The organism is Paenibacillus algorifonticola, assembly GCF_050481745.1.
Taxonomy (GTDB): Bacteria; Bacillota; Bacilli; order Paenibacillales; family Paenibacillaceae; genus Pristimantibacillus; species Pristimantibacillus algorifonticola_A.
Map to the genome: position 1 here is coordinate 485,330 of NZ_JBCNGR010000006.1, position 17,008 is coordinate 502,337.

15 protein-coding genes and 1 pseudogene are annotated in these 17,008 nt (G+C 49.8%); 10 read left to right on the forward strand and 6 right to left on the reverse strand.

Annotated elements, in window-relative coordinates:
• Positions 1 to 29: 29 nt before the first annotated feature.
• Positions 30 to 1,487, reverse strand: coding sequence for an alpha-L-fucosidase (locus tag ABEW34_RS05640; protein WP_430155730.1), 1,458 nt, complete (start codon positions 1,485 to 1,487; stop codon positions 30 to 32).
• A gap of 126 nt (positions 1,488 to 1,613) precedes the next feature.
• Here ABEW34_RS05640 and ABEW34_RS05645 point away from each other — a divergent pair, with 126 nt between their 5' ends.
• On the forward strand, positions 1,614 to 2,438 hold the full coding sequence (locus ABEW34_RS05645) for an AraC family transcriptional regulator (protein ID WP_430155731.1): 825 nt from the start codon (positions 1,614 to 1,616) through the stop codon (positions 2,436 to 2,438).
• A 165-nt stretch (positions 2,439 to 2,603) separates the two neighbouring features.
• A complete protein-coding gene (locus ABEW34_RS05650) occupies positions 2,604 to 3,503 on the forward strand; it encodes a manganese catalase family protein (RefSeq protein WP_430155734.1) in 900 nt (299 codons plus the stop codon).
• A gap of 134 nt (positions 3,504 to 3,637) precedes the next feature.
• On the opposite strand, the gene ABEW34_RS05655 is transcribed toward ABEW34_RS05650, so the two are convergent.
• From ABEW34_RS05655 to ABEW34_RS05665, 3 genes are read right to left on the reverse strand one after another with little or no spacing between them, the layout of a single operon-like run.
• Positions 3,638 to 4,414, reverse strand: coding sequence for an ABC transporter permease (locus ABEW34_RS05655; protein WP_430155737.1), 777 nt, complete (start codon positions 4,412 to 4,414; stop codon positions 3,638 to 3,640).
• Positions 4,415 to 4,421: 7 nt separating this feature from the next.
• A complete protein-coding gene (locus ABEW34_RS05660; RefSeq protein ID WP_430155739.1) occupies positions 4,422 to 5,231 on the reverse strand; it encodes an ABC transporter permease in 810 nt (269 codons plus the stop codon).
• Positions 5,228 to 6,100 carry an ABC transporter ATP-binding protein gene (locus tag ABEW34_RS05665; protein WP_430155742.1) on the reverse strand — a complete coding sequence of 291 codons (873 nt, stop codon included), beginning with the start codon at positions 6,098 to 6,100 and terminating at the stop codon, positions 5,228 to 5,230. Before ABEW34_RS05665 ends, ABEW34_RS05660 begins: the two co-directional genes overlap by 4 nt.
• 189 nt (positions 6,101 to 6,289) lie before the next feature.
• Here ABEW34_RS05665 and ABEW34_RS05670 point away from each other — a divergent pair, with 189 nt between their 5' ends.
• The 4 genes and pseudogenes from ABEW34_RS05670 to ABEW34_RS05685 all read left to right on the forward strand — a co-directional run bounded on the left by ABEW34_RS05670 (position 6,290) and on the right by ABEW34_RS05685 (position 9,227).
• Positions 6,290 to 7,270 (forward strand): helix-turn-helix domain-containing protein, encoded by a 981-nt coding sequence (locus ABEW34_RS05670; RefSeq protein WP_430155743.1) that lies wholly within the window; start codon positions 6,290 to 6,292, stop codon positions 7,268 to 7,270.
• Positions 7,246 to 8,235 (forward strand): ABC transporter substrate-binding protein, encoded by a 990-nt coding sequence (locus ABEW34_RS05675; RefSeq protein WP_430155745.1) that lies wholly within the window; start codon positions 7,246 to 7,248, stop codon positions 8,233 to 8,235. Before ABEW34_RS05670 ends, ABEW34_RS05675 begins: the two co-directional genes overlap by 25 nt.
• 165 nt (positions 8,236 to 8,400) lie before the next feature.
• Positions 8,401 to 8,580: pseudogene (locus tag ABEW34_RS05680) on the forward strand (multidrug ABC transporter ATP-binding protein); the annotation flags it as partial.
• A gap of 236 nt (positions 8,581 to 8,816) precedes the next feature.
• A complete protein-coding gene (locus tag ABEW34_RS05685; protein ID WP_430155748.1) occupies positions 8,817 to 9,227 on the forward strand; it encodes a GNAT family N-acetyltransferase in 411 nt (136 codons plus the stop codon).
• A gap of 113 nt (positions 9,228 to 9,340) precedes the next feature.
• Here ABEW34_RS05685 and ABEW34_RS05690 read toward each other — a convergent pair whose 3' ends face one another.
• Positions 9,341 to 10,423: a peptidoglycan DD-metalloendopeptidase family protein gene (locus ABEW34_RS05690; RefSeq protein WP_430155751.1), complete on the reverse strand. Its 1,083-nt coding sequence runs from the start codon at positions 10,421 to 10,423 to the stop codon at positions 9,341 to 9,343.
• A 222-nt stretch (positions 10,424 to 10,645) separates the two neighbouring features.
• Between ABEW34_RS05690 and ABEW34_RS05695 the strand changes: the two genes are divergently transcribed.
• From ABEW34_RS05695 to ABEW34_RS05710, 4 genes are all read left to right on the forward strand, one after another.
• Positions 10,646 to 11,401, forward strand: coding sequence for a response regulator transcription factor (locus ABEW34_RS05695; protein WP_430155753.1), 756 nt, complete (start codon positions 10,646 to 10,648; stop codon positions 11,399 to 11,401).
• Positions 11,398 to 13,197, forward strand: coding sequence for a sensor histidine kinase (locus ABEW34_RS05700; RefSeq protein WP_430155756.1), 1,800 nt, complete (start codon positions 11,398 to 11,400; stop codon positions 13,195 to 13,197). The genes ABEW34_RS05695 and ABEW34_RS05700 overlap by 4 nt, the downstream gene beginning before the upstream one ends.
• A gap of 504 nt (positions 13,198 to 13,701) precedes the next feature.
• A complete protein-coding gene (locus tag ABEW34_RS05705; RefSeq protein ID WP_430156193.1) occupies positions 13,702 to 14,961 on the forward strand; it encodes a Glu/Leu/Phe/Val family dehydrogenase in 1,260 nt (419 codons plus the stop codon).
• A 64-nt stretch (positions 14,962 to 15,025) separates the two neighbouring features.
• Positions 15,026 to 16,003 carry a diaminopimelate dehydrogenase gene (locus ABEW34_RS05710; RefSeq protein ID WP_430155759.1) on the forward strand — a complete coding sequence of 326 codons (978 nt, stop codon included), beginning with the start codon at positions 15,026 to 15,028 and terminating at the stop codon, positions 16,001 to 16,003.
• Between the two features lie 206 nt (positions 16,004 to 16,209).
• Here ABEW34_RS05710 and ABEW34_RS05715 read toward each other — a convergent pair whose 3' ends face one another.
• A complete protein-coding gene (locus ABEW34_RS05715; RefSeq protein ID WP_430155762.1) occupies positions 16,210 to 17,007 on the reverse strand; it encodes an HAD family hydrolase in 798 nt (265 codons plus the stop codon).
• Between the last annotated feature and the right edge of the window lies 1 nt (position 17,008).

The window sequence follows — 17,008 nt, forward strand, 5'->3', positions numbered from 1 at the left end:
TTTTTAGATGTATGCGTACCTTGATCCGATTAATCCACTGTAATCTTCAACACAACTGGATAAGGGCTGCGAACCCCATTCGTCCTCACCACGAGTGCTTCTGCTGTGCGTTCCCAGACAGGCTGCTCCTCGAAGCCAAGCACCTCGATCTGCTGAATGATGCCTTGGAAATCGTGGGATTTCGCCTTCAGCGACGTAATTTTCACCTCGCCGTCCTCGGGATAGACGAGCACAGTCGCATACAGGCAGCTTCCCTTCACGGTAAAGCGGATATCCTGAGGCGTGAAAATTTTGCTTTTACCGTCCGTGAACTGCCCTTCCTCCACCTTCGTCGGTCCCTCTCCATAAGTACGCCAGTAGCTCGTTTCATAGATCGCCTCGCCGTTCGTCTTAAGCCAGCCGCCAATGGCAAGCAAAATGTCCTGATCCTCCTGCGGGATCGTGCCATCGGCTTTCGGTCCAACATTGAGGAGCAAATTGCCGTTTTTGCTGACGATATCGACCAAATCTTGAATGAGCTCCAGCGGCGATTTATAATCATTGTTAGGCGTATAGCTCCATGAGTTGCGGGCTACAGCGGTATCCGTCTGCCAGTAATAAGGCTTCAGCTCGGCAAATTGTCCGCGTTCCACATCTGGAACAGCACTGCCCAGCATATAAGCATCATGCTTATAGTTAATAATGCCTTGGAAGCCGAGCTCTGCGGATTTATTGTAATAATACGCCGCAAGCTTTTTCAAATACGGCTTGAACGAGGCATGCTGAATCCACCAGTCAAAATATAAAACTTTCGGCTCATAATTATCGATCAGCTCACAGCAGCGAATGAGCCAGTCCTCCATATATTCATCGGTCGGAGGGGATTCATATAAGTTATGATGATCCGGCTCCGGCATAGAAGGCCAATACAAGTCGCCGCACGCAAGCGGTTCATGAATATCGGATTCAAACTCCTTGCCATGCGATAGGAAGAACCAGTGCTCCGCACGATGGGACGAGGCGCAGAAGGTCAAGTTCTTTTGCTCAAAAGCGATTTTCATTTCATTCAGCAAATCCCGTTTAGGTCCCATTTCGTAGGCGTTAAAGCGGGAGATGGCGCTTTTGTACATTTGAAAGCCATCATGATGCTCCGCAACGGGCATCACATATTTCGCTCCCGAGCGCTGGAACAGGTCAGCCCACTCTTCGGCGTTGAATTTTTCAGCCTGAAACATCGGGATAAAATCCTTATAGCCAAAGTTTTTATGCTCGCCATAGGTGGCAATATGATGCTCATATTCCTTGCTGCCCTGGATATACATATTTCGCGGGTACCATTCGTTGCCGAAGGCCGGAACGGTGTACACGCCCCAGTGAATGAAAATGCCGAATTTAGCTTGCTTATACCAAGCCGGAATTTCAAAATCGCCGAGCGATTCCCAATCGTCACGATAAGGTCCCTGTGCAATGGTTGCGGCTATTTGGTTCAAATATTTTTGTTTATCCATGGTTTCTGCTGCCGTCCTTCCTGAATTGAAATCTACATGGCTATTCTAGCAAGCGCTAACCGGATTAAGAATGTGGGACACTAACTTTTATTTGTATAAAATTAACCATGGAAGCAGGTTTGCCTCATGAATGCTCATTCCTTGCTCGCCTATTATTTGTCCCATATGCAGGTCGAGCTATTTATCGCCCATCACAATACGGTCAGCACCGAATGGCGCGATCTCGATTTTACACCGGATTACAGCAAATTCTATTTCATCGAGCATGGCAGCGGCTGGCTCAAAATTGGCGATGAGGAGTATGCTCCTGTTCCGGGCCAGCTTATTCTGATGCCGGAGGGAGTGCCCCAATCGTATTCGGTCATAGAAGGGAGCGACACCTACCGCAAATATTGGTGTCATTTCAGCGCCAAGGTCGGGGAAATCAACCTGTTCAAGCTGCTGGATATGCCTTATCTTTGCACGGCTGCTGATCAGGAGCGGGTACGGACGATTTTTGCCGAGCTGGTGTTTTATGCGAACGATCAGACGATCTACGCCAAGCTGCTTGCCAAAGCGAAGCTGCTGGAGCTGTTTTCGTTGTTCGTTATGCAGCAGAGCGAGGAGAGCATCAGCTTGAAAAAAGCGGCTGCCACTCAGCGGCTGACGGAAATTTTGAGCTATATCCATATGAATAGCGGCAGCGATATTACCATTCAAGATCTGGCGCAGCGGGCGTGCCTGCATCCGAACTATTTTATAAGAATGTTCAAGGAGCAAATGGGCGTGCCGCCAATTCAATACATCGCTCGTTTGAAAATTGAAAAGGCGAAGGAGCTGCTGGCCGACTCAACGCTCAGCGTTAGCGAGGTTGCCGAGCAGGCGGGTTTTAATGACCTGTTTTATTTTTCAAAGCAATTCAAGAAAATCGCGGGCCTGTCTCCAACGGAGTTCAGAAAACAAGGACCGTAAAGGGATACATAGGACTACAGTAGATTACAGAGTTCTAAAAACATAACTTTATCCCCTCCATCTTCTCATTACGGATATCGTTCCCTGATGCAGCAAATAATAAAGTGTCGCAGCTTATTGGCGCCGTCAGAGGAATCCAATCTTGAGAATACTGGAGGCAGATGCATGTTCAAACGCTTGGATGAAGTGTTGATCGAAATTCCGAATGTCGGGCGGCCTGAGCCGAACGCGGCGGCTGCGGTGCAAGAGCTGCTGGGCGGGAAATTTGGCGAAATGTCCACGCTGAACAACTATTTGTACCAATCGTTTAATTTTCGCTCGAAAACGAAGCTGCGCCCTTTTTATGACTTGGTTACGAGTATCACGGCGGAGGAGCTGGGACATGTCGAGCTTGTCTCCCACGCGATTAACCACTGCTTGCATGGCTCCACTACGCCGGGCAAGCCGGATGAATCGCCGCTGAAATCCGTCAAGGACTGGCGCATGTCGCTTCCGTTTCTGACAGGTGGACAAGGCGCTTTGCCCGTTGATTCTATGGGCCGGCCTTGGACAGGCGTACATGTATTCAACAGCGGGAATCTAGTTGAAGATTTGCTGCATAATTTCTTTCTGGAGGTTGGCGCCAGAACTCATAAAATGAAGGTGTACGAAATGACCTCCCATCCAGCTGCGCGCGAAGTGGTGGGCTATTTGCTCGTGCGGGGCGGCGTCCATGTCGTTGCCTATGCCAAGGCGCTGCAAGTGGCGACCGGTGTCGATGTAACCAAGCTGATTCCGATCCCTTCGCTTAATAACAAAGCGTTCAATGAAGCGCGCAAGTATGAGGAGAAGGGCGTTCATACGAAGCTGTATACGTACAGCGACAACGATTTTAAAACGATTGACCAAATTTGGAAGGGCACGCATCCAGAGGATGGGCAGCCGCTAGAGGTTATTCATGGGTTGCCGAAAGGCGTGCCTGTACCGGAATATCCAGAGGTGGAGGAAGAATTTGCTCCTGGCATTTCCGCGGAGGATTTTGCCGCCATTGCCGAGCGGCTGAAGGCCGCGGGAAATATTCATTAACTTAGCCTGAAAAAGAATGCTAAACAGCCAGCGCCTGCCGTCTCTTTTCGGCTAGTGCTGGCTGTTTGTTTTTCAAAATCAGTGTGCTGCGAGTGCTGCGGCTTATTTCAGTTCAGCAACCTAAACCAGCAGCGCTAAGAGCCGGTCGAGCGGTAGCGCCGAACGCCGATTTGCCAGATGAGCAGACAAGGCACGAGAAAAAGCAGTCCTGCCAGCGGCAGAAAAGCATACATCGGACTTTCCACGCGGCCAAGTATGTATTGCAGCGGCAAATAATTGGCACAGCCGAACGGGATGATAAAGGTGAAAAATTGCTGAATGCGCCTATGGTAGATGCTGAGCGGGTATTGCGCCATTTCCCGGCCGCCGTCGGTCAAAATATTGGCGATTTCGAGCCCCTGCACGGTCCAGAAGCTGAAAGAGGCACATAGAATAAAGATGCTGGCAAAAATAATAACTCCGGATGCTTGCGCGAGCACAAGCGCGGTTATTTTCAGTGGCGTCCACGGGATGTCCAGATTCGTAATCGCCCAGATCAGCACGCCGATACCAAGCAGCAGGCGCCCGACACGGGAAAATTCAAATTTGGAGCCGAGCACCTGAAGAATGGTTCCCCGCGGGCGAACGAGCAGCCGGTCGAAATCCCCGCTGATAACTAGGGAGGAGAACATATCAAATCCCCGGGCGAAGCATTCGGTAATCGAGAAAGCCATATGCGTAATGGCAAAGCACAGCATCACCTCGTAAAAGCTCCAGCCTTTCATTTCCCCGAAGCGCTCGAACATGAAATATAGCCCGGCAAATACGGTGAACGGCGTTAAGCATTGTCCAAGCACGAGCAGCAGAAAAGAAGCGCGGTACTGCATTTGCGCTTTGAACAGCAGCAGCATGTATTTAAAATAAAGCGTCATCGCCCCATCAGCCTCCTTGTACAACGACGCGTCGCAGCGCCTTGTTCATCGCGATTTTGCCAAGGAAAATAAGGGCGGCAAGCCACAGCAGCTGAAACAGCAACCCGGTTGCGGCATCCGTCGTGGAAATGTTGCCGGTGTAGACGCGAAACGGGAAGTCAACGGTCCAGTGGAAGGGCAGAGCGTAGACGATCCGCTGCATCCAATCCGGCATAAGCGGCACCGGAATAATCATGCCGGCGAAAAACTCGCCAAACACGCTGAACATCAGCAGGGAGCCAGCTGGTGACATCGTAATAAATACGGAAATATAAATAAGCATAGAGATGGCTACGATCAGGAACAAGCCTATGATAAGCGAGCAGACGAATAGGAAGAGGGCGGTAAAGTCAGGCGGCAGCTCAAGCCTGTAGGGCTGTGGCAGAAACAAGCTCACCAGCAGGATCGGCAGGCAGCGAAGCAAAGCGCTGGACAGCCGCTGGGCAAGCAGCTTGGCATACCAGAGGCCGTAAATGCCGCTTGGCCTGCACAGCTCATAGGCAATATTTCCGCTTGTAATGAGCTGAAACAGTTCATTGTCCCGCAGCCATAAAACGATGAAGGCAAGGAACGCCTGCTTGAGCCAGCAGTAGGCGACAACCTCGGAGAGGCTCATCTGAGGTGCGGCTGCACTAGCCTGGGCATAAAAGGCTTCAAACACCATAATGAAAATAAAGCCGAAAAAAAACTGCGTCCCGATGCCTGCATATGCGGCGGCACGGTATTGCAGCCCGTTGCTGAGCCGCAGCCTGAGTACGGCGTAATAAGGTTTGATCATAGTGCGTACTCCTTGTACATTTGCACAACAATGTCTTCGATAGACAGGCTGTCGTTAAAATGGCCCTGTTCAGACGTTGAAGCGGATGCCTGTTGCAGCTGTGAAGCTTGAGCCGCCTCAACTTTTCCGCCATAGCGGCTGCGCAGCCCCTGCACGGTGCCGTCATAAAGCAGCTTGCCTTTGCCGATGAGCAGCAGGCGGCTTGCGAGTGCCTCAATATCAAACATATCATGGGTCGTTAAAATGACGGTAACGCCTTTTTCCTCATTGATCGTCTTAATGAACTGCCTGACGGCGATTTTCGATACGGCATCGAGCCCAATCGTCGGCTCATCGAGAAACAGCAGGCTGGGATTGTGCAGCAGCGAAGCGGCAATTTCACAGCGCATGCGCTGTCCAAGACTGAGCTGGCGAACGGGAGTATGCAGCAGCGCTTGTAAATCCAGCGTTTCCACGAGCAGTGCCAGAGTAGATCGGTATTCCAGCGGGGGAATGCGATAGATATCGCGCAGCAGCTCGAAGGAGTCCAGTACCGGAACGTCCCACCATAGCTGAGAGCGCTGTCCGAACACGACACCGATATTTTTCACATATTGAACGCGATCCTTCCAAGGGGTGTACCCCATAATCGAACACGTCCCGCTATCTGGTACAAGAATGCCGCTCATCGTCTTAATCGTTGTCGATTTTCCGGCTCCATTCGGGCCAATGTAACCGACAATTTCGCCAGAGCCAATCGTGAATGAAATATTCTGCAGCGCCTCCACGACCGTGTATTCCCTCCGAAAAAGCGATTTCACCGCATGCGCCAAGCCCGGCGGCCGCTTCGACACCAGGAATGACTTGCTAATTCCGTTAACCTCAATCAAGTGCTTTCCTCCTCACGTTGTTAAAATGACAGGGAGAAGATAGTATCATTTTTTGGGAAGCGCTGTCAATTGGTTTTTTTATATAAGCCATTATCAAGATAGGGTTGTGAATGATAACGTTTATCAATTATGATGAATAATAAATAACGTTAAAGGCTTTTTTGGAGTGAGAGACAGGGAGTGTATAAGGTGTTAAAGCTGAATGAACATACGGCAGTATGGAATCGTGCTTCGATAAGGCTGCTGGATATAAGGCGCGTCGTATTAGGCATAGATGAGGAGCTGTGTGCTTACCGTGTTCCATCGAGCTTTTTTTTATATGCGCTGCGCGGCAGTGCTGAGGTGGAGCTGGACGGCGGGACCAGCAGCATGAAGCGATTTCACGTTTTGCACGGCGGCAAAGGGGCATGTTTGGACATTAGGCCGTCAGCAGAGCCATTCGAATATGTCATCGTATTTTATAAGGCGGTTATTCCGCTTCCGAGCAGGCAGGAGATTTTGGATTTGCTGCATCAGCATCGTCCCTTTCAGCTGCAATACCGCTTAGTGCCGCATTCTTCCTTGGCTTTATTTTCAAGAATAGAAGAGCTGGAGCGAAGCTGGAAAAAGGGCGGAGAGCTGGAGCATTTCCACGCTAAAGCTTTATTTTATCAGTGTGTGTACGAGCTGCTATGGCAGCTTCACAGGGATGGCGTACAGCTGGCGCGGGCCAATCTTGTTTCGCAATCGATCCGTTATATGGAGGAGCACTATGCCAGCTCTATTGCCCTGGACGCTCTTGCGGACCTGCTGGAATGCAGCGTAGGTCATCTCGTCAAATTATTCAAGAGGGAGACAGGTGTTAGCCCGATACAATATTTAACCCAAATCAGGCTGAAGCATGCCAAGGAGCTGCTGCTGAACTCGGAATCGACCTTGGAAGAAATAGCGATATACGTAGGCTGTCCAATAAATATTATTTTGGACGGATGTTCAAAAAACATATCGGCCAGTCTCCTATACGATTTCGGACCCAGAGGGGACAGCTCGAAAAAGGAGCAAAAAATCCAGCGATCGGGCGCATATTCTCCATTGGCAACTATAGCTCCAAGCTTTATAGTGAGGATGATAATTATTATCAACACAGTAGAGAAGAGGAGTTACCTATGTTTAGCCATAAAAGATTGTTAGCTACGATGCTGATCAGTTTAACCTTGTTTTTGAGCGCTTGCTCGGGTGCGACGCCGCCGCAGGGAGCTGCTTCCGGCAATGCTGGAAATGTACAAGCATCAGCAGAGCAGAAGTCGCCTGATGCATCGCCGCAAGCTGAAGCGGCAAGTGGAACGCGGATTATTAAGACCATAAAAGGAGATATAGAAATACCGAATCAGGCGCAGCGCGTCGTAGTCGATCTGTATTTGGGCAGCTTTATTGCGCTTGATGTGAAGCCCGTTGGCACGCCGCAAAAAAACCTCGAAAATCCCTACTATAAGGCCGAGCTTGCCGGCGTAGAAAATATCGGCGAATACGAAAGTATATCGCTGGAGAAAATTTTGGAGCTGCAGCCCGATTTGATCGTTACCGGCAATGAAATGGCCTATGAATCCTTTAGCAAAATTGCTCCAACCGTGCTCGTGCCCTTCGGCAATTTGAAAACGGTACACGAAGAAATTGAGTTTTTCGGCCAAGTGCTAGGCAAGGAACAGGAGGCAGAGGCATGGCTTGCCAATTTTGATAAGCAAATTGCACAGGCGCGCGAGCAGGTTGCGCAGCATGTGCCAGCCGAAGCGACTTTCTCCCTCATGGAAGATTGGGGCAAAACAGTAGGCGTATTCGGGGATAATTTTGGCCGTGGCGGACAAGCCGTTTATCATGCGCTTGACCGCAAACTTCCACCAAAACATGCAGCTAAAGTCATGAAGGAGCAGTCGCTCGAAATATCGATGGAAATATTGGAAGAGTATGCAGGCGACTATATCATTTTCACTTCCGAGACTCATACACTTGAGGATTTAAAGGTAGATACGATCTGGGGAACACTGGATGCCGTTAAAAATGATCGGGTGTATATCTGGCACGGAGATAAATCCTGGTATTTTGATCCCATTGCCACTTCGGCACAATTGGAAGAGCTTACTGCTTGGCTGGTGAAATAATAGCGCTGCAGCCTACATTAATCCATTGTCTCCCAACGCTGTTTTCTATATCTTTTTAAAGAGACAGATGATAAGGGGGATTGGAGTAAGCTGATGATACGTCGTTTTTTTTCTTATTACCAGCCTTATAGAGGGCTGTTCATGCTGGATTTTGGCTGTGCGGTGCTGGCCGAGCTGTCGGAGGGCCGGACGACGCTCGTTATTGCGCACCGATTGGCGACGATCAAAAACGCTGACCGCATCGTCGTCGTTACCCCGCAAGGCATTGAGGAGCAGGGCCGTCATGAGGAGCTGGTTCACCAGGGCGGCATTTACAGCAGGCTCCATCAGGCACAGTTTGGTTAATAGCCAAAGCAGATTACTTAGATTAAGCGGATCAACCCAACAACCAGAGCAAGCAGATCAAGAGAAAGCAGAGCAAGAAGCAGAGCAAGAGAAAAGCAATTCTCTTGCTCTGTTTTTTTATTTGCCTATTGGAACAGGAGAAGTGTTCAGAATCAGTTCAGTTTTATTTTATATAATAAATAGTAAATGGTTAAAAGCGGATTATAGAATGTACGCTCAAAGAGGTGATAGAGCAGATGATAATAAAAATAGCGCTCGTATCCGATGCCGAAGCCCTTATCGCGCTGAAGCAAGCAGCGAGCAGAGGACTTGCAGGCCGATTTGGAGCATACAGGCTGGAGCCTTCCATTTCGTCCTTGGCGGCTATAAGGAAGCAGTTTCAAGACCATATTTTTCTCAAAGCGGTTGTGGAGGGCGACGCGATCGTCGGTTCGATTCATTTGCATGTGCGAGGGGACGTTCCCTATATTGGCGGGCTTATCGTACATCCGGAATATTTGGACAAAGGGATAGGAGAGCAGCTGATGCTGGAGGCGGAATCGCTGTTCCAGATGGGCCAGCAGCTTGAGGCTCCTATATCGCTTTATGAGGAGCAAGACTATCGCAAGACAACATTCGTCTATAAGCGTTTAATAAGGTTTCATTGAAAAATACGGCAAAAAAATAAACGCCCTTCTGGCGCAAAAGATCGTGAGAAACAAAAAACAGCTGCAAGCAGGGTCTAAGAAGACCGATGCTTGCAGCTGTTTGCTATGCTATCTTATTCAGCGCTGCCAATCGTTTCTCCTTGCACAGGCTTCATGCCGCCTTCCCATTTCACTGCAATTGCTGATGAGGTGAACAAATCCTTACCGTCAGACAGCTGAAAATGCAGATGGGCCTCGCTGGAGTTGCCGGAATTGCCCGTCTGTCCAAGGACATCACCTTTGCTGACTTTGTCGCCTGGCTTTACAACTGCTGAACCCTTTTTCATATGGGCGAGATAGCTGTATTCGCCTCCATGATCGATGACAACCATATTGCCGGCAGGCACCTTTTCATTCATGACGCCCACGGGCTCGTTATCGGCAATGTCGTTAACGACCGATACGACCGTACCGTCCGCAGGGGCTAGAATATCCTGGCCAAATGCGAAGTAGCTTTCATTTTTCAATGGATCGCCTTCGTAGGAATAACCGTCCTTCGCCTGTACAAAATCATAGGCGTACCGCTGACTCTCATATTCATAGTGATAATTGACTAGCGCATTATTTCCGCCCCAAATGACAAGCCATTCCCCGTGAAACGGCAGGCTGTAGCTATTTTTTGTCAGGATGCTGTCTGTTTCCGTTGCAGGGGAGAGCTCCTTCACTTGAAGTCCAATAATCGTGCCTTCCGCATCAAAAATGCCGACAATTCCCTTCGTTCCGGAATCGCTCACCCATGTTCGCTTTTCAGCGCCGCTTTTGTTCAAAATGGAGGATTTTTCGAGCGATTTCACGCCGCTCATAAACGACTCGGCCATTTTAATAAAATCAGCCTCGCTAACCGACTCCTTAAACGGGGCGCTAAAGCGCTCATAAATCCCTTTATAATTGCCTGCAAGCAGAGCCTCTGGCAATTGCTCCGGTGTTACCGGCGCTTCACTTGGATTTGCTGCTGACTCCGTCGCAGCTGGCGGAATTGAGGCAGCGCTTTCTGCCTGATTAGCTGCTGCGGCGGAATTTGTTGCCCCGCTATTGCTGGTTGCCGCTGTATCCTCGCCCCCGCAGGCAGTTAAAATCACGGCTAGCGTGCCGACAGCAGCAGCTATTTTAACCGAAGTTCCGGCACGTTTAATCCTCTTAAATGATGGTTTCTTCATTCCAATCTCCTCCTCTATATTCCTATCATCTATAACCCTATAGTAGCAGGCCACTCTTAGCTGCTATGAAACCGCGGCTTAACGCTGCCTTAACTTTCAGCGCTGCGCCGTTATGACGAATTAAGCTTCCGTTAAGATGGCCTAGCGTTTTTAATCAGGGCTATCATGCTATGATGGAGAAATAGCGTAATTACAGCACAGATAATGAAGGGAGGCGGTATAATGGAAAATGCAGCAATTTTGCTAGTGGATGATGAACAGGCGCTGCTGGAGCTATTACAGACAGTGCTGCGCAAGGAAGGCTATACGAATATTGACAGCGTTGGAACAGGAGAAGCGGCGATTGCTGCCTGTACGGCGAAAAAATATGATTTAATCGTTCTGGATGTGATGCTTCCGGGGCGCAGCGGAATCGAGGTATGTCCGTTTATCCGGCAAACGACAGATGCTCCGATTTTATTTTTGAGCGCGCGCACTTCGGATTTCGACAAGCTGACCGGCTTTGCCATCGGTGGCGATGATTATATTACGAAGCCCTTCAATCCGCTTGAGGTGGTGGCGAGGATAAGGGTGCAGCTGCGGCGATATTTTGGCACGTCTACTTCAATAAATGGCGGCAGTGTAGTGGAGACGGAGCGAGGGTATGACAGCCCTGTTTTTGATTATGGACGATTTACATTGGATGAAGCAGCGGGCGAGCTGACGGTGGAAGGGCAGGCGGTTGCCTGTCCGGCGCTTGTCTTTCAACTGCTGCTGTTTCTATGTAAAAACCCGAACCGGATTTTCAGCAAAAGCGAGCTGTACGAGAAGGTATGGGGCGACGATGCCTTCAGCGACGATAATACCGTAATGGTTCATATTCACCGGATTCGGGAACGAATTGAAGCTGATCCATCCAATCCCCAATATATCGTCAATGTGAGAGGGCTTGGCTACAAGCTCGTTCAAGGGCCGCTGCGGGAGAATGGCACGCGATGAATATGCGGCGGCAATTGACAATGAGATTTGTCCTCCAGTTGGGGATTGCGGGCACAATCGTATTGCTCATGTCTGCTGTAACGGTAGTCTGGATGCTGCAAAAGTTTAACGAAGTTAGCATTACGCGTGATTTTGCCAGCGTGGGGCTGGAGAAGCTAGTTGAATCTTCGGAGCTTGGAGCAGAGGGTATTCGCTTTGATCCCAGCCTGCTGAAGCAGGTGAAGGAAAATGGCGGCTGGCTGCAAAGCCTGGATGAGCTCGGGCAGGTGGAAAGCTCCTATAATACGCCAGCGGATGTTCCCAAGCAATATGGGCCGGGCGAGCTGGTCGCATATTGGACAGGGAAGCAGCCGTTTGCTTACCACTTGGCCGTCTGGATTCAACAGAAGAACGGCAGGCTTTACACGCTCGTTTATGGCGCGCCGAATTATTTGCAGCCGGTACTAGCACAGGTGAACGATGGTGGATTTGCGGCGCAAGACGGGCAGCTTCTGCTTCCTGATGAGATGGGATTCGGGCTAAAGAAAGGCCAAGTGTTTGTGCAACTGCTGGATCAGGCAGGCAAGGAGCTTGCTTCCTATAATAAGCCGGATGCCATTCCGGGGCAATATTCCGTTCAGGAGCTGGTACTTCGGACGCTCTACTCCGACAGGTACGGCTATCTCATTCAATCTTCCTATAATGAACAGACGAAGCAGACATGGATTGTTGGGCAAAAAAATGCTGGAACAGGGGCAGCAGGAGAGGAGCCGCTCATTCCAGCCGAAGCGCAAATTGTCATCATTGGCGTCGTTGCGATGTTTGCCGCGATGCTGATCCTGTTCCTGCTGCTGTCGCTATGGCAGGCGCGGCGGTTTGGCGCTCCATTGCTGCATATGCTGGTATGGCTCGATGCCATCGGCAATGCCGTTTACCTAGAGCCGCTGGATCGCAAGGGTTTGCCGCGTAGCCGGCTGCCTTCTGGTAAATGGCGGCGGCGATACCGTGTTTTTGCCGATGTCATTTTATCCATTGACAAGCTGTCTGCCGCTTTGCAGCGCGAGCAGGAGATGCGGAAGCAAACGGAAAGCATGCGGGAGGAATGGATTGCCGGTGTTACCCATGATTTGAAGACGCCTTTGTCCTCCATCACGGGCTATGCCCATCTGCTGGTGGAGCCCAAATATGATTGGTCTCAGGCGGATGTGCGCAAATTTTCAGCAACGATGCTGGAAAAATCGGCTCATATGGACATGCTGATCAGCGACCTGGCGATGACGTATCGATTAAAGACGGGAATTTTGCCACCTGAGATTGAAGAAGTGGAATTGAATGGCTGGCTGCGAGACACGCTGCAGCTGGCGGCAGATGATCCTCTGTATGGAAAAAAACGAATCAGGTTTGAGGCATCAGCCCAAAAAGTCGTGAGGGTTCAGCTCTATACCCCGTGGCTGGAGCGTGTCGTTAACAATATTGCTGCAAATGCGCTTCTGCATAATGCACCGGAAACTGTTCTAACCGTCTCATTGATCGTTGCGGATAAGCAGAGGAATGGAGGTATGACGATCGAATTTGCCGACAATGGCGGCGGCATGGACGAGCGCACGCTGAATCGGCTGTTTGAACGTTATTATCGCGGTACGGATACGGCCTCCTCGCCGAATGGCTCGGGCCTTGGGATGGCGATTGCCAAAGGGCTGACCGAAGCGATGGGCGGCAAAATCACGGTCGTGACTACTCTGGGGCAAGGCACGATCATTCGGCTCATTTGGAGTGATATAATAGTGAAGGCAGATGCGGCTGGGGCTTCTGACTAGAGAAGCTTTAGAGGAGACAATGTTTTTTTGCTTCCTTCCGGTTAGGGGGAAGGTTGGAATGGTGAAAGGCTGGATGCATAAAGCGTCCAGCCTTTTTTGTTAGGGGAGTGATGCTTTTGTTATATTTTATAGTTTTTTCACGTGATGTAGAATGCCGCGAAAACAACGCAATAAGCTTTTGATTGGCCCGAAAAGAAAAATGGAATGGCATAAAACCTGACTTGTTTCTTATTTTTGCGCTTAAAATTGAGTTTTTACACAAAATCACGGATTTATATATCAATTGATGTCAGATGTCACTTCTTATAACTTTTAAAGAAAACTAACGTGACAATGGACGAATTGAATATTTTTTTGCATTTTTATCAAGAAAATTCTTTTAATATGCAGATGAAAAAGGTAAAATGAAAAAAACTCATTGTCGGTGCAATTCGATGGTGCGCGGTCGCGGTAAAGCGGCAGTTTTCAAGCAGACCAATTTAGAGTGAAGGAATGATTTCGAAAATGACAGTCGTTGTTGCAGAAGAAACATTAAACCCTTATAAAATTGCCCAGCAGCAAATCGATACGGCGGTTGCCCATCTTAAGCTGCCTGAGCATGTGACTCAAATTTTGAAGCATCCGATGCGCGTGTTGTCCGTTAACTTCCCGGTTCGTATGGATGATGGTACTGTACAGGTTTTTGAAGGCTACCGCTCCCAGCACAATGATGCGATTGGGCCGACTAAAGGCGGCATTCGTTTCCACCCGGACGTTACGCTTGATGAAGTTAAAGCATTGTCGATGTGGATGAGCTTCAAATGTGGCGTTGTTGGCTTGCCTTATGGCGGCGGCAAAGGCGGCGTTATTTGTGATCCTCGCAAAATGAGCAAAGGCGAGCTGGAACGTGTAAGCCGCGCATTTATGGAAGCTATTGCCGACTTTGTTGGACCGGATAAAGATATTCCTGCACCAGACGTGTATACGACGCCGCAAATTATGGGCTGGATGATGGACACGTACAGCAAGATGAAAGGCAGATATTCCCCAGGTGTCATTACGGGCAAACCGCTTATTATCGGTGGCTCGAAAGGTCGTAATGAAGCGACAGCTCAAGGCTGTGTTTATACGATTTTGGCAGCCCTCAAGGATAAGCATCTTCCGGTACAAAATGCGACCGCAGCCGTTCAAGGCTTCGGCAACGCAGGAAGAATTGCAGCTCGTCTGCTTAGCGAAGCAGGCTGCAAAATCGTTGCGATCAGCGATTCGCGCGGTGGCATCTACGATCCAAACGGATTGGACATCGATCAAATTTCCGACCTTAAGGACAATGCGTCCATTTTGGACTATGGCGAATCCTTCGTTATTTCCAACGAAGCTTTGCTTGAGCTGGATGTTGACATCCTGGTACCAGCTGCGCTGGAAAATGTTATTACTGCTGCAAATGCAGACCGCATTCAAGCGAAAATCATCGCTGAAGCAGCCAATGGCCCAACGACGCCGGAAGCAGACCGCGTTCTGTTCCAGAAGGGCATCGTTGTTATTCCTGACGTCCTTGCAAATGCAGGCGGCGTTACGGTATCCTATTTTGAATGGGTACAGAACCTGATGAACTACTACTGGAGCGAGGCTGAAGTGCTTGAGAAGCTGGAAACAAACATGATTCAGTCGTACGTGGCTGTTCGTGATTTGGCGAAAGAGCACAGCACCGATCTTCGTACAGCAGCTTATATGATTTCCATCAAGCGTATTGCTGCAGCGATGGAAGCAAGAGGCTGGGTGTAGGACGACCTTTAATACCCGATCGGCTTGCAATCATTTTTACAATCATTAAAAGGTGGCGATACACATGGCTGAACAAATTCGCATTGGCATTGTAGGTTACGGCAACTTGGGCCGCGGCGTAGAGCTTGCCATCAAACAAAGTCCGGATCTGCGTCTGGATGCTATCTTTACCCGCAGAAATCCAGATTCTATTCCGTCTGAGACGAAAGCTTATTCCATTGAAGACGCAGAGAAATTCACTGGCGACATTGACGTTATGATTTTGTGCGGCGGCTCGGCAACAGACCTGCCGGAGCAGGGTCCTGCTTTTGCCCGTCTGTTCCACACCGTCGACAGCTTTGATACGCATGCCCGCATTCCTGAATATTTTGAGCAGGTAGATGCAGTTGCGAAAGCAAGCGGCAAAATCAGCGTCATTTCCACAGGCTGGGACCCGGGTTTGTTCTCCCTTAGCCGTCTGCTGGCGGAAGCGATTTTGCCGGAGGGCAAGGAGTACACGTTCTGGGGCAAAGGGGTTAGCCAAGGCCACTCCGATGCGATTCGCCGTGTCAATGGCGTCAAGAATGGCGTGCAATATACGATTCCCGTTGAAGAGGCGGTCAATCGTGTACGGAGCGGGGAAAATCCTGTGCTCACAACGCGTGAGAAGCATCTTAGAGAATGTTATATCGTAGCAGAAGAAGGCGCGAATCAAGAAGCGATTGCCGATGAAATCCGCAATATGCCGAACTATTTTGCCGACTATGATACGGTTGTGCATTTTGTAGACGAAGCGACGCTGAAAGCAGAGCATTCCGCAATGCCGCATGGCGGCACGGTACTTCGCAGCGGCAAAACCGGTGCGAACAGCACGCAAATTATTGAATTTGGTCTTACGCTGGACAGCAACCCTGAGTTCACAGCAAGCGTGCTTGTCGCTTATGCGAGAGCAGCCTACAAGCTTGCTCAAGAAGGTGGAGCTGGCGCGAAAACCGTCTTTGATATTCCGTTCGGTCTTCTGTCGCCGAAATCCGCAGCGCAGCTGCGTAAGGAATTGCTGTAATTCGTTCCACATCAAGCTAGCTTGCATTTTTTTGCTAGTTATTATTGCTATTAAAGAAAAAGAAGCCGTCCTTCAGCCGTTCATTCTGCTAAGGGATGGCTTCTTTTTCTTAAATATTGGACATGTGAATTTCTTCATCATGCTCGCTTGATGAGGTTTTCAACGATATGTTATTTCCCAATCGTGTCTGCTCCTTTAAGGAGTAACTATTCAGTCAAAACGCCCATTTTCACCAACTGCTCCTGCAAATCCGCATAGCCAGACATTATGTAGGCAGGAGCATGCTCCGTTAACGGCTGCACCTGGCGGTGGTTGAACCAAATGGAGATCCAGCCCGCCTGCAGGGCGCCTACCACATCATTATTCCAAGAGTCGCCGATATAGATGCTATTCTCGGGCAGTGTGCCTGTACGCTCATTTACCAGCTTGAAAATCCGCGGGTCGGGCTTGTCCCAGCCTACTTCGCCGGAAATGAACTGACGGTCACGCGGGACCAAATCGTCGATATCCATCGCTTCGATTTTGCGGCGCTGATGGGCGCCAGCTCCATTGGTAATGAGGCCAACGATATACCCGGCTTTCACAAGCCGCTCAAGCATAGCTTTTGCACCCGGAAACATTATGATGTCGTATTGGCAGCCAATGTAGGCAGTCTGCATCGACTTGGCCTGCTCGTCAGCGAGCGTTACATCGAACTCGCCTAGTGCCAGCTGGAAGCGGCGCGTCCGCATCAGCTCCGTCGCAGCCCCAGCCTCCAGTGCGCCAGCGCCGCCCATTTGCTCCGTCAGTACGTCGCTGTAATGCCGCATGCGGCGATAGGCTGCTTCATAGGGGAAGGCTTCACCAAGGTTAAGCACTTCTTGTACCGCTTTCGTGAAAGGGGGCAAATGGTCATAAAGCGTATCATCCACATCGAAAAAAATGCCTTTTACAGCGGAAGCTGCGGGATGCTTTTCTGGTGCAGCGTCATAAGCGAATCTATTTGTTAAGCTGTTATCCTTCATG